General features: G+C 75.6%; 9 protein-coding genes. 2 read left to right on the top strand and 7 right to left on the bottom strand.

Annotated elements, in window-relative coordinates:
* Positions 1-119 precede the first annotated feature (119 nt).
* From murJ to ACUN9U_RS05080, 3 genes are read right to left on the bottom strand one after another with little or no spacing between them, the layout of a single operon-like run.
* Positions 120-1,757 carry a murein biosynthesis integral membrane protein MurJ gene (gene murJ, locus ACUN9U_RS05090; RefSeq protein ID WP_445483841.1) on the bottom strand — a complete coding sequence of 546 codons (1,638 nt, stop codon included), beginning with the start codon at positions 1,755-1,757 and terminating at the stop codon, positions 120-122.
* A complete protein-coding gene (locus ACUN9U_RS05085) occupies positions 1,750-4,140 on the bottom strand; it encodes a DUF6049 family protein (protein WP_445483840.1) in 2,391 nt (796 codons plus the stop codon). Before ACUN9U_RS05085 ends, murJ begins: the two co-directional genes overlap by 8 nt.
* A gap of 4 nt (positions 4,141-4,144) precedes the next feature.
* A complete protein-coding gene (locus tag ACUN9U_RS05080) occupies positions 4,145-4,696 on the bottom strand; it encodes an NUDIX hydrolase (RefSeq protein ID WP_445483839.1) in 552 nt (183 codons plus the stop codon).
* 72 nt (positions 4,697-4,768) lie between these two features.
* Here ACUN9U_RS05080 and ACUN9U_RS05075 point away from each other — a divergent pair, with 72 nt between their 5' ends.
* Entirely contained in the window at positions 4,769-6,307 is a 1,539-nt protein-coding gene (locus ACUN9U_RS05075) for a CCA tRNA nucleotidyltransferase (RefSeq protein WP_445483838.1), read from the top strand.
* Positions 6,308-6,526: 219 nt separating this feature from the next.
* Here the strand turns inward: ACUN9U_RS05075 and ACUN9U_RS05070 are convergent, their stop codons facing one another.
* From ACUN9U_RS05070 to ACUN9U_RS05055, 4 genes are all read right to left on the bottom strand, one after another.
* Positions 6,527-6,670, bottom strand: a complete 144-nt coding sequence (locus tag ACUN9U_RS05070) for a hypothetical protein (protein ID WP_445483837.1) — start codon at positions 6,668-6,670, stop codon at positions 6,527-6,529.
* 938 nt (positions 6,671-7,608) lie between these two features.
* Entirely contained in the window at positions 7,609-8,976 is a 1,368-nt protein-coding gene (locus ACUN9U_RS05065; protein WP_445483836.1) for an MFS transporter, read from the bottom strand.
* Between the two features lie 172 nt (positions 8,977-9,148).
* Positions 9,149-10,228, bottom strand: coding sequence for an inositol-3-phosphate synthase (locus tag ACUN9U_RS05060; RefSeq protein WP_445483835.1), 1,080 nt, complete (start codon positions 10,226-10,228; stop codon positions 9,149-9,151).
* Positions 10,229-10,239: 11 nt separating this feature from the next.
* Entirely contained in the window at positions 10,240-10,917 is a 678-nt protein-coding gene (locus ACUN9U_RS05055) for a PadR family transcriptional regulator (RefSeq protein ID WP_445483834.1), read from the bottom strand.
* 254 nt (positions 10,918-11,171) lie between these two features.
* Here ACUN9U_RS05055 and ACUN9U_RS05050 point away from each other — a divergent pair, with 254 nt between their 5' ends.
* Positions 11,172-13,499, top strand: coding sequence for a transglycosylase domain-containing protein (locus tag ACUN9U_RS05050; protein WP_445483833.1), 2,328 nt, complete (start codon positions 11,172-11,174; stop codon positions 13,497-13,499).
* Positions 13,500-13,535 lie beyond the last annotated feature (36 nt).

Here is a 13,535-nt window from a genome sequence, read left to right as displayed (position 1 = left end):
GCCAGGGCGTGTCGCACGGGTTCGGCACGCTTCGTCCGTTCTGCCCGTCGGCGCGCCGGACGCGCCGGGGGCCCGACCGCGGGCGCGGCCGGGCCCCCGGGGCCGTGGGGCGGGAGCGGTCAGCGGCGGCCCAGCGGCCCGGGCAGGCGGCGCAGCAGCGGCCGCACCTCCTCCACGCGGGCCACGCGCAGCCCGGCGGCGTAGACGAGGACGACGACGGCGCCGCCCACCGCGGCCAGCACGGCCGCACCGGGGAACCCCTCCCGCAAGAGCCCGGACAGGGGGGAGACGACCAGCAGGCCGGCCCCCGCCGAGACCGCCCCGACGAGCACCAGGCGCGCGTAGGTGCGCACCACGCGCGCCGCGTCCACCCCGCCCAGGCGCCGGCCCAGCGCCACCAGCCCGGCGACGGCTCCGGCCCACTGGGACACCGCCAGCGACCCCGCGACGCCCAGGAGCCGGTCGTCCGCCGGCAGCAGCAGGGACGCCACGGAGCCGGTGGTCCACAGGCCGGTCACGAGGCACTGGACGAAGAAGGGCGTCCTGGCGTCCTCCAGCGCGTAGAACCCGCGCTGGACGAGGTAGGTGGCGCTGAAGGGCACCAGGCCGAGGGCGGCCACCACGACCACCCTGGCCAGCGCGGCGCCCTGCTCGGCCGTGCCACCGCCGAGCAGGACACCGGCGGCGCCGGCGGTCACCACGAGCCCCGCCGTCGCGAGGACCATGGCCACGCCCGTGGTGCGCAGGCCGGCGGAGACGTCAGCGCGCAGGGAGCCGAGGTCTCCCCGCGCCGCGGCCGTGCTCATGCGCGTGAACAGGGCCGTGACGAGCGAGACGGTGACCAGGGAGTGGGGGAGCATGAAGAGCAGGAAGGCCTGGCCCCAGGCAGCGTTGCCCGGGCCGCCCTCCTCCGTCGCCGAGGCGCCCACGTTGGAGATGACCAGCGCGGTCCCCTGGCTGAGCAGCAGGGCGCCGAGGGTCCACCCCGCCACCGTCCCGGCGCTGCGGAGCCCCATGCCGCGCAGCCCCCACCGGGGGCGCAGGCGGACCCCCGCCCGGCGCAGGGGCACCGCGAGCACGAGGGCCTGGGCCACCACGCCGAGGGTCGACGTGCCGGCCAGCACGGCGATCTGCGCACCGGTCCACTCCTGGGGGCCGGTGTCCCGGGCCACCCGCCCGAAGGCGGCCACGAAGGCCGCCAGGCCGGCGAGGGCCACGACGTTGTTCACCACGGGCGCCCACATGTACGCGCCGAAGCGGCCCTTGGCGTTGAGCACCTGTCCGAGCAGCGTGTACAGGGAGTAGAAGAAGACCTGGGGCAGGCACCAGTACGCGAAGGCGGTGGCGAGGTCGCGCTGCGCGCCGGAGTAGTCGTTGGCGTAGACCCGGATCACCACCGGTGCCGCCACGGCGAGCACCGCGGTCACCGCGGCCATGAGCAGCACGGCGGCGGTCACCAGCCGGTCCAGGTACTCCGCTCCGCCGTCCGGCCGCGCGAGGGCGCGCACGACCTGGGGGACCAGGACGGCGTTGAGCACCCCTCCCGCGATGAGCAGGTACAGGTTGTTGGGCACCGTGTTGGCCACCTGGAACGCGTCGGCGCCCGCGGTGACCACCCCGCCGAGCACGGCCATCAGCACCGCGGTGCGCACGAAGCCGAGGACCCGGGAGACCGCCGTCCCGGCCGCCATCACCGCGCTGGCCCGTCCCAGCGCCGCTCCACCGAGGGACCGGCGGTCGGAGGGGGCTTCAGCCACGGGTGGACTCCTCGGGACGTCGGGCGGGGGGAGCGTCGGCGTCCGCCTCCTCGGCGGAGCGCACCACGGGGGGAGCAGGACGGCGGCGCACGCGCAGGACGGTCCTGACGATGCCGCCGACGAAGACCAGGCCCGCCACGCCCGCGGCGATCGCGATGCCGCGTCCCTGCCACTCGGCGCGCACGCGGACGCGCTGCTCGACCTCCTCGCCGATGAGGCGGCCCGTCGCGTCGGTCATGAAGACGAAGACGGAGATGTCCCCGTTCGCGGCCGCCGTCACGGGGATCTGCGCCCTCGCCTGCCCGCCGGGGGGGATGGTGACCTCCACCGAGGGCTGCCCCTGCTCGGGCAGCAGCCGCAGGCTGGTGGAGCGCAGCTGGACCCGCACCGCGGCGGCCTGGGGCAGGGTGCTGCGGATGGTGACGGGCAGGTAGATCTGGGAGTCGATGACGGTGATCGGGCTGCCCTCGACGATCTGCACGCCGGAGCCCAGCGCCGACGCGGCCCGCCCCAGCTGGTCCAGGCCGAGGCGCCACGCCTCCGGGCTGTCGCGCCAGCCGAGCGAGGCCGCCGCGGCGGCGCTGCGCTGCACCGGGTCGAGCAGCGCCGGCGGGTCCGGCACCAGGGACGCGACGGTGCCCGCCGTCGAGACCGCGGCGGCGGCGGCCCGCAGCCCGCCGGCGTCGAGCGGAGCGCTGCCACCGGCCGCGGCGGGCGGCGCCACCGCACCGCTGAGGCGCACGGCCTGCGGCGGGGCGGCGGCCAGGAGGTCCGGCAGCGCGGTGGCGCGCACCCAGGGCGCGCTGGTCACCTGGCCGAGCACGGAGAACGCCGCGGCCGGGTCGGGGTCCCAGTCGCGGGGGAGCGCGAGGACCAGACCGCCGCTGCTGGCGGCCGAGACCGCGGAGTCGGCGAGCAGGCGCGCTGAGGCCTCGGCCGGGTCGACCTGGGAGCCGTCCGCGGTGGCGGCGGCGAGCAGCGCCGAGTCCGCGGCGTCCACGAGCACGCCCGTGGTGCTGGCGGAGCTGCCGTCGGGAGCCGTCGCGACCAGGGTGGTGGTCGAGGAGCTGGTGCCCGCCTCGGAGACGGCGCCGTCCACCGAGCGTGCGTCGACCAGCACAGCGGGTGCCGGGTCCGTGCCACCGGAGGCCCGGGCGGCGGCCGCCGCCTCCACCACGAGCGGCGCCGGGTCGGCGGCGCTGGGGTCCGCGGGCCACAGCAGGGCGCTGTCGTCGTCGCCCTCCACCGCGGCCCGGGCCTGGGTGACCGCCAGCGCCAGCAGGTCGCTCGTGCCGGCTGCCGCGGTGGCGACGACGTCCGTGTCGCCCTGCGGCAGCACGACGGTGCTGCCGGCCGTGCGCCCGCGCAGCGAGGTCAGCCAGTCCTGGACGTCCGCGTCGGTCTGCTCGGCCGTCCCGGTCACCAGCGCCGGCGCGTCGCCGGTGCCGCCCGCGGACGTGGGTGCCGCGGTGGGTCCTCCCGGCGGCGCGGCGGTGCCGGTCGCCGACGGGGCGGCACCGGTGGCGCCCGCGTCAGCTCCGCCCGTCGCAGCGGGGGTCGAGCCCGCTGTCCCGGTGCTCCCGGTGGCGCTCGGGCTGGCGCCCTGCTGCGCGGCCTGGGCGAAGGGGCCCAGCAGGGCGGGGTCGACCACCAGGCTCGTCGAGGGCAGCGACAGGGCGGGGAGCAGGTCGCGCAGGCGTCCCAGCTGCTCCTCCACGCGGGCCGCGGGCAGCTGGCCGGTCGTGACGTCGGGCGCGCCGGCGGTCACGGGAGCGACCACGGTCAGCGAGGTGGAGGGCTGGCCGGCGGTCGTGGGCGCCCACACCAGGAAGGTGCGCAGCGCGGTGAGGCGCTGCAGCGAGGAGTCGATGACGTCCACGGTGACACCCCGGGGGCCGAAGTCGGGGCCGAGCGCGAGCTGGTCGGCGTCCACCACGAAGCCCACCTCGGTGCTCTCCCCCGGCGACAGCGACCGGCCCAGCGGCTGCTCGGCGCCGTCGACGCCGGAGAACCTGTCGCCGCCCTGCACCCCCTGGCCGGCGGCCCAGGCGTCCAGGGACGCGCGGGTGGTGAGGGCGGGGGAGTCGACGAAGAGCCGCGCCCGGGCCCCGGGCAGCGGCGTCCCGCTCGTGTTGGTGATGCGCACGCGCACCACCAGCTGGGAGCCGGGCACCAGGGCCGCCGGGCCCAGCTGCTCCAGGGCGAGCGACGTCCCGGACGGGCCGACGACGGCGGTCAGCGGTGGTGGGACGGAGGTCGCGGGGCCAGCGGGCGCGGCCGCTGCGGTCCCGGCGAGGGCCACGGGGCCCAGCGCCAGCGCCGCCCCGAAGACCAGGACCGCGAGGTGCTGCGCCGGGGTGGTGCCGGGGCCGGTGCGCTCCACGCGGTCAGCCGCCGCTGGCGAGCAGCTCGCTCGCCGCGCGGGCGATCCGGCGCTCGTTGGAGAACGCCAGGCGCTGGCCGAGCTGCGCCACCGGCACCCAGGCGGCCTCGACGGCCTCGGCGTCCGGGTCGCCCTCCACGCTGATCGCTCCTCCCGTCGCCTCGAGCAGGTAGTGGTGGACGGTCTTGTGGATGCGGCGGCCCTCCGCGGAGAACCAGTAGTCGATGGTGCCCAGCTCGCCGACCACCACCCCGGTGATGCCCGTCTCCTCGGCGACCTCGCGCACGGCGGCCTCCTGGGGGGTCTCGCTGCCCTCCAGGTGGCCCTTGGGCAGGCACCACTCCAGCCGGCCCGCCCGGTTGAGGCGCGCGATGAGCGCCGCGCGGGCCTCGCCGGTGGAGGTCTCCACCACGATGCCGCCCGCGGACACCTCCTCCACGGTCCGCCCCCCGCCCCGCCACGGCGTGCGCGCGGGGCGCTCCGGCGGGCGCTCCGGCGCGCGTCCGTCGCCGTGGCGGCGCCGCCCCGGCGTCGGCCGACGATCGCCTGGGGACATGCCCGCCACTGTAACTTCGAGACCTCTGGCAGCCTTGACGCTCGTGTCGCGCCTCGCCCGTGGATCCGGTTCGTGAACGGCCCTGCGGGCCCCGACCCCGGCCAGGAGCCGGGGTCCGGCGACGCCGCCGGACCGGAGCGCTCCGACGCCCAGCTCGCCGCGCAGCGACGGGTGCGTGACGAGCTCGCCCGGGTCGCCCCCGCGGCTGCGGAGCTGGGTCGCCGGTTCGCCGCCGCGGGGCACGAGCTGGCGCTGGTCGGCGGCTCCGTGCGCGACGCGCTGCTGTCGCGCCTGGGTGGCGAGGGCGAGTTCGACCTCGACTTCGCCACCTCCGCCCGCCCCGACCAGACCGAGCGCCTGCTCGCCGCCTGGGGCAGCGCCACGTGGGACGCGGGTCGCGCCTTCGGCACCATCGGCGCCCGGCGCGGCGCCGTCGTCGTCGAGGTGACCACCTACCGCTCCGACGTCTACGACCCCGAGAGCCGCAAGCCGGTCGTCGCCTTCGGGGACTCCCTGGAGGGCGACCTGTCCCGGCGGGACTTCACCGTGAACGCCATGGCGCTGCGCCTGCCCGAGGGCGTCTTCGTCGACCCCTTCGACGGCGTCGACGACCTGGCCGCCGGGTACCTGCGCACCCCGGTGGCTGCGGAGAGGTCGTTCGACGACGACCCGCTGCGCATGGTGCGCGGCGCCCGGTTCGCCGCCCAGCTCGGCTTCGACCTCGCCCCCGAGGCGCTCGCGGCGGCCGCGGCGATGGCCGGGCGGCTCTCGATCGTGTCCGCCGAGCGCGTGCAGGCGGAGCTGGTGAAGCTCCTGCGCGCTGCCGACCCGGTGCCGGGGCTGCGGGTGCTCGTCGACGCCGGGCTGGCCGCCGTCGTTCTGCCCGAGCTGCCCGCGCTGCAGCTGGAGGTGGACGAGCACCACCGCCACAAGGACGTCTACGAGCACTCCCTCACCGTGCTGCGCCAGGCGATCGAGCTGGAGCCGCGCTACGGGCTCGACGCCGAGGGGCCCGACGTGGTGCTGCGCCTGGCCGCCCTGCTGCACGACGTCGGCAAGCCGCCCACGCGCCGCTTCGAGCCGGGCGGCGGCGTGAGCTTCCACCACCACGAGGTGGTCGGCGCCAAGATGGCGGCCCGGCGGCTGAAGGAGCTGAAGTTCGACAAGGAGACCACCCGGAAGGTGGCCCGCCTGGTGGAGCTGCACCTGCGCTTCCACGGCTACGGCGGCGGGCAGTGGACCGACTCCGCGGTGCGCCGCTACGTCACCGACGCCGGCCCGCTGCTCCCCCGCCTCCACGCGCTGACCCGCGCTGACTCCACCACGCGCAACAGGCGGCGCGCCGAGCAGCTGCAGCGCACCTACGACGAGCTCGAGGTCCGCATCGCCGCCATCCGGGAGCAGGAGCAGCTCGACGCCGTGCGGCCCGAGCTGGACGGCGCAGCCATCATGCGGGTGCTCGGCACCAGCCCCGGCCCGGTGGTGGGGCGCGCCTACAAGCACATGCTCCAGGTCCGCCTCGACGACGGGCTGCTCGGCGAGGAGGCGGCCCGGGCCGAGCTGCTGCGGTGGTGGGCCGAGCAGCCGGAGTCCCAGGCGCCCGACGCCTGAGCCGTCAGGTCGGCGTCGGCGCGGCTCGCGCCAGCACCGGTCACGGGCCGGCGTCCCTCGCGGAGCGCCGGCCCTCCCGCGCGCGTCAGCGTCCGCCGCCGCGGGCGCTCCACGTTCCCCGTGGAACGCCGGAGCTGTCGCTCGGCTGTGGCCGGCTGTGGGGTGCGTGTGGTCGCCGCGGCGTGCACAGGTGTGTTGCGGTGAGTCCGGTGGAGGTCTTCACGGGGACTCCTGCACGCCGCTGCGACCGTGCGCCGACGTGGCGAGGAGCGCAGCCGTGCTGGTGAGGACGTCAGCGACCCAGTCCTGGTCGAACACCACGTGCTCCCACGCGAAGCGGAGCACGGTCCAGCCGCTGGCCACCAGCTCGTCGTACCGATGGCAGTCGTTCGCCAGGGCCCTCCGCCCGCCGTGCCACCGGAGCTGTCAGCCTCGACGACGAGCCGGAGGACGGGGTCCACGAGGTCCGGTCTGATGAAGCCGCCCCACTTCCGACGGGAGCTGCGGAAGGAGTCCCACCACCCCCGCCTGGACGGCGATCCCTCGCAGCGCTGACTCGAAGGGGTTGGCCGGCTCCGCCGACGCGTGCTGCGCCACCCGCAGCACCGCCTGCCGGCCGGCCCCGCGCGTCTGCTCGGCCCGGGCGACGAGCTCGCCGCGGTCGACGAGGTGGTGCCTCAGAGCGGAGCCGGCGACGGCCAGGGCTTCCGGGAACGGCATGCTCCGCGCGCAGTCGACGATGGTGCGCAGCGGAGTGGTCACCGAGCCGTCCACATCGGAGTCCGGGAGGTGCGACCAGTGCGGCACCACCCCGCTGGCGGCGGCGGTGGTGAGCCGGCGGTTCCGCCGCACCGTGACGTGGGGGCGCTTCGGGGTGGTCACCAGGTCGAGGAGCCACAGCTGGGCCGCGCTCGCGTGCGAGGCGACGCCCCCTGCCTGTGCCGCCGCCAGCAGTGGAGCGGTCTGGCTCGACAGCGCGTTCGTGCCACGTGCGACGCGCAGCACGGCCCCGCTCTCGACGGCTCGCGCCTAGGCCCGGTGCTGCACGTCGAGCTGGTCGCGACGGGCGGTCCCGCCCAGCTGCCAGACCTGGCGCCGTACCTCCGCGACCTCCACCCGCACAGCCCGGGAGTTGACCGGAGGAGGACGTGGATCTCGTCCACAGGTCGTGGACGTGGTCGCAGCGGCGTGCGGAAGCTCATCGCGCGTGCTGCCTGGGCACCTCAGGACTGGCTTCTGCACGCCACCGTGGCCACGCGCCGACACCCCCACCCCGTTCCACGGGGAACGCCCGCCGGCCTTCAGGAGGCGCGCGCGGCCGCCCGGTGCGACGCCGCGCCGGACGCCGCCACGAGCACCCACCACACGGCGAGCGCGGCGAGCACCGGGGCGGAGTAGCCACCCGCTGGCAGCACCAGCGCGGCGAGCCCGGCCGCGGCCACGGTGGCCGCGTTGGTGAGCACGTCGTAGAGGACGAAGACCCGCCCGCGGAAGCCGTCGTCCACGCCGGTCTGCACGAGGGTGTCGACGGAGATCTTCACGCTCTGCGCCGTCGCCCCGAGGAGCCCGGCGGCCACGACGAGCGTCACCGGGCCCGGTGACACCACGAGGGCCAGGGGAGCGGCGGCCGAGCCAGCGGCCGCGAGGTGCGCCCACCGCTGGGCCCCCAGCCGTCGTGCGGCCACCGGCGTCAGCGCCGCGGCGAGGGCGAAGCCCAGACCGGAGGCGAGGGTGACGGCCCCCACCAGCGCCGTGGCGGCGAAGAGCTCGGAGGTGGCGTCCACGGCGCCGCCGGGGAGGTCGTCGTCGCCACCGCGCCCGACCGCCGTGCGCGCGTAGAGGAGGGAGAGCACGAGGGCCACGCCGTACCCGAGGCGGTGCGCCCCGATGAGCAGCAGCGCCCGCGCCGCCGTCCGGCGCTCGCGCAGGTGGCGCAGCGCCCCGACGAGGTCGCGCTCGGGGTGGGGGTGCTGGGCGACGTCGGCGTCGCCCGGGCCGAGCGCGTCGCGGTGGAGCCGCAGCGCCACGCCTCCCGCGGCGGCGCACAGGAGCGCGGTGACCACGAGCAGCCGTGCGTCGCCGCCGTCGCCGAGCCCGACGAGCGGACGGGCGGCCAGCGCGAGCGCGCCCGCGGCCAGCGCGGTCGCGCTGCCGGCGGTGGGCACGACGGCGTTGGCGGCCACGAGGTCCCGCGCGGGCAGCACGCGCGGCAGGGAGGCGGACAGGGCGGCGAGCAGCAGCCGGTTGACGGACAGGTAGGCGAGCGCCACCACGAGCACCGCGACCGGCGGACCCGCCACCACGGCGACGGCGGCGGCCAGCGCCAGGGCGCAGCGCACCCCCGAGGCCACCACGAGGACCTGGCGCCGCCGGAACCGGTCCAGGACGGCAGCGGCCCACGGGCCGACGAGGGTGAAGGGGAGCAGGAGCACGGCCATGGCACCGGCGATGGCGCCCGGCGAGGCGGCGCGCTCGGGGGAGAGCAGCACGAAGGAGGCCAGCGCCGCCTGCAGGACCCCGTCACCGGCCTGCCCCAGGAGGCGCACCGCCACGAGGAGCCGGGCTCCCGGAGCTCTCGCGACGGCGGCCGCGCCGGCCAGCAGGCCCGACGTCGCGGCACCGGACGGGCGGCGGCCCTCGGCTCCGGCGGGAGCCGCCCGGTCACTCATGGGCGCAAGCCTCGCCGATCGCCCGTCCGTTGCACGCGGTGACTCCCCGTGCACCAGTGGTTCCACGTCGAACGCCCGGGCCCGGTCGCCGGGGAGCCGGCGCCCCGGACGCACCGGAGGCCCGGACCCCGAGGGGTCCGGGCCTCCGGTGAGACGCCGGGAGGGACGGGCGTCAGCGCTCGTTCGTGCCGGCGATGAACGCCTCGACGTCGTCCTTGGCCTTGTCGTCGCGCTTCTGCACGGGCGGGCTCTTCATGAAGTACGACGACGGCGAGGTCAGCGGGCCGCCGATGCCGCGGTCCAGGCCGATCTTCGCGGCGCGCAGCGCGTCGATGATGACGCCCGCGGAGTTGGGGGAGTCCCAGACCTCGAGCTTGTACTCCATGTTCAGGGGCACGTCGCCGAAGTTGCGGGCCTCCATGCGCACGTACGCCCACTTGCGGTCGTCGAGCCACTCGACGTAGTCGCTCGGGCCGATGTGCACGTTGCGCTTGCCGAGGTCGTGGTCGACGTTGCTCGTCACGGCCTGCGTCTTGGAGATCTTCTTGGACTCGAGGCGGTCGCGCTCGAGCATGTTCTTGAAGTCCATGTTGCCGCCGACGTTGAGCTGGTACGTCCGGTCGACGATGACGCCGCGGTCCTCGAAGAGGCGCATGAGCGCGCGGTGCGTGATGGTCGCGCCGATCTGGCTCTTGATGTCGTCGCCGACGATCGGCACACCGGCGTCGGTGAACTTCTGGGCCCACTCCGGGTCGGAGGCGATGAACACGGGCAGCGCGTTGACGAAGGCGACCTTCGCGTCGATGGCGCACTGGGCGTAGAACTCCGCGGCGTCCTCGGAGCCGACCGGCAGGTAGCAGACCAGGACGTCGGCGCGGGCGTCCTTGAGCGCCTGGACCACGTCGACCGGCTCGGCGTCGGACTCCTCGATGGTCTCGCGGTAGTACTTGCCGAGGCCGTCGTGCGTGTGGCCGCGCTGGACCGGCACGCCCAGCGGCGGGACGTCGGAGATCTTGACGGTGTTGTTCTCCGAGTTGAAGATCGCCTCGGACAGGTCGAAGCCGACCTTCTTGGCGTCCACGTCGAACGCTGCCACGAACTCGATGTCCCGGATGTGGTACTCGCCGAAGCGGACGTGCATCAGACCGGGGACGGTCGCGTCGTCCGCGGCGTCCCTGTAGTACTCGACGCCCTGGATCAGGGACGCGGCGCAGTTGCCGACGCCCACGACGGCGACGCGGATGGAGCCCATCCGTTCTCTCCTCACTGGTTGGACGACAGCTGGCCGGTCGGCTCGCTGGTGGTGCTGGCCGCTCCCCCCTCTGCGGCGCCCTGCGGCGCCGGCGAGGAGGACGGCGGTGCCTGCGGGGACCTGGTCGGCCCCCCGGCCCCGGAGCCGGCGCTGCGCTCGCGCTCGACGAGCTCGTCGAGCCAGCGCAGCTCGCGCTCCAGGGAGTCGGTGGTGTGGCGGTGCAGCTCTGCGCTCCAGCTGTCGGGCCGGGCGCTGGCCCGCGCGGCGCCGACGCGCTCGAGCCGCTCCACCACGCGGGTGCGCCGGCCCTCGAGGATGCGCAGCCGGGTGGCGGGGTCGGTGCTGCCGAAGAAGGCGAAGTGGACGTCGAACTGCTCGTCCTCCCACGTCGCCGGCCCGGAGCTGGCCAGCAGCGAGCGCAGCTGGGTGCGGCCGGCGTCGGTGAGCTGGTAGACCACGCGGCTGCGCCTGCCGGCCAGCGGAGGGGTGGCCGTGGTCGGCGAGCTCTGGGTGATCCAGCCGCGCTCCTCCAGGGAGCGCAGGGCGGGGTAGAGGCTGCCGAAGGAGATGCGGCGCCGCAGGGGGCCGATCACGAGGTCGATGCGCTTGCGCAGCTCGTAGCCGTGCAGCGGGGCGTCGTCGAGGAGCCCGAGGACGGCGATGGTGAGGGCGTCGGAGCCTCGTGCCACGTGGCGTCTCCCTCGTGCGTCGTCCGGCAGCGCGTCCGCCGCGGACGGCCCACTGATGTATCGAACCGATACATCAGCGGACTGTAGCGACCTCGGTGGCGCCACGCGACTCGCGGTGTGCCCGTCAGGGCGAAGCCCGGTGGGGGCCCAGGTCGGCGCCGCATACTGGCTGCGACCCGAGACCGCTCCGCCGCGGTGCCGGCCGGGCCCAGGACGGGGACCGGCGGGCCCGCACGACTCCAGGGACGCACCCGGTGCCTTCTCACCCCCAGGCCACCAGCCGACGATCCGCCCCCGCCGCCCGCCCGGGCGACCACCGCCACGGGGGCGGCAGCGCTGCGCGACGGCCGGCGCCGAAGCGGCGCCGCCGCTGGCTGCCGTCGTGGCAGCTGGTCGTCAGCGGTCTGCTCCTGCTGGTGATCATGGTGGTCGGCGCTGGGGCCTTCGCCTACGCGACCACCTCGACGCCGTCCATGAACGGCGACGCCCTCAAGGCGACCACCACCGTCTACTACAGCGACGGCACCACGGTCATGGGCGAGCTCAACGGCGGCATCGACAGGAAGCCGCTGACCCCCGAGGAGATGCCCAAGTCCGCCAAGGACGCGGCCGTGGCCTCGGAGGACCGCACCTTCTACGAGAACAAGGGCGTCTCGGTCACCGGCATCGGCCGCGCCGTGTGGGGCGTCCTGACGGGCAACCCGGACCTCGGCGGCGGATCGACCATCACGCAGCAGTACGTGAAGAACATCACCGGCAACGACCAGCGGGCCTACACCCGCAAGGCCACCGAGGCGATCCAGGCGCTCAAGGTCGACCAGCAGTACTCCAAGGACCAGATCCTCACCAGCTACCTCAACACCGTGTACTTCGGCCGCGGCGCCTACGGCATCGGCGCTGCCACCGAGGCCTACTTCGGCCCGGACGTCGACCCCAGCCAGCTCACCCACGAGCAGGCGGCCCTGCTCATCGGCATCCTCCCGGCGCCCTCGGCGTGGGACCCGGCCACCAGCCCCGACAACGCCCAGAAGCGCTACTCCTACGTCATGGGGGCCATGCAGCAGATGGGCTACGTGCCCGCCGAGGAGGTCGCCGCCAACCCGGACATGCCCGGCACCGTCGAGCAGCAGAAGCCCCAGTGGTTCAGCGGTCCCAACGGCTACGTGCTGCAGGCGGTCGTCAAGGAGGTCGCCTCCAAGGGGCTGAGCGTCGCGACGCTCGACGGCGGCTCGCAGATCATCGACACCGGCGACGCCGTGGCGACCGCCGGCCTGCAGATCACCTCGACGGTCGACCCGAAGCTCCAGCAGGACGCCATCGACACGATGCGCGACCCCGACGCCTACCCCACGCGCGGCCGCCCCGAGACCGTGCGCGCGGGCCTGGTCTCGATCGACCCGGCCACCGGCGGCGTCCGGGCGATGTACAGCGGTGAGGACCCCCAGCAGCAGTTCGACGCCGTCACCTACGGCGCGGCCCAGGCCGGCTCCACCTTCAAGCCCTTCACGCTGCTGGCTGCGCTGGAGAGCGGGGAGTTCACGCTCTCGGACACCTTCGACGGCGCGAGCCCGCAGACCATCGACGGGTACACCGTGAAGAACTACGGCCGCGGCAGCGGCGAGCAGTTCGGGGACATCAACCTCGTCAAGGCCACCGCCGACTCGGTCAACACCGTCTACGTGCGCCTCAACGAGGAGGTCGGCCCGGAGAAGACCGCCGACGTCGCCGCACGCCTCGGCGCGCCGGTCGCGGAGTCGGAGACGGACCTGCTGTCCAACGTGCTGGGGACCTCGACGGTCAAGCCGATCCAGATGGCCCAGGCGTACGCGGCGCTGGCCAACGGGGGTGACGTGCGCCCCGCGCACTTCGTGGCGCAGGTGAAGCAGGGCGAGGACACCCGCTACACCGAGGTCACCACGCCGAGCGCGAGCTTCGACCGGGACGCCGTCGCCGACACCGTCTACGCCATGCAGTCGGTGACCAAGAGCGGCGGCACGGCGGCGAGCGTCGGCAGCGCCTTCGGCAAGCGCCCGATCGCCGGGAAGACGGGCACCACGAACGAGAGCAAGGCGGCGTGGTTCAACGGCTTCACCCCGCAGCTCGAGACCGCCGTGGTGCTCTACAACACCGGCCCCGCCCCCGACTACGCGCAGCTCCCCCTCGGGTCCTGGGGCGGGGTGAGGAGCGACATCACCGGCGGCACCATCCCCGCCAAGATCTGGACCTCCTACATGACCAAGGCGCTCAAGGGCACCGACGTCGTGCAGTTCCCCCCGCCCTCGAAGCAGGTCAGCTCCGCGCCGTCGCCGACGGCGACGCCGACGCCGACCGAGACCGCGACGGCCTCCCCCACGGAGAGCCCGACCGAGGCGCCGAGCGAGAGCCCCACCGACGGCGCCACGGACGGGGCCACGGACCAGCCCAGCGGCGAGGGCGGCTCGGGGCAGGACCAGGGCGACGGCGCGCAGGCGGCGGGTCCCCCGGGGCTGGCCGACCGGATCGCCGCCCGGCTGGGCCAGGGCAGGCCGGGCCAGCAGGCGACGGGCGGCCCGACGGCGTCGGGACCCCGCGCGCAGGGCTGAGCTGGCCCTACCGGAGGTCGAGCGGCGGAGGCGGTG

The sequence above is a fragment of the Quadrisphaera sp. KR29 genome, assembly GCF_052644995.1.
Note: the sequence above shows the minus strand (reverse complement) of the source record. Positions and strands in the feature narration are given on the sequence as shown.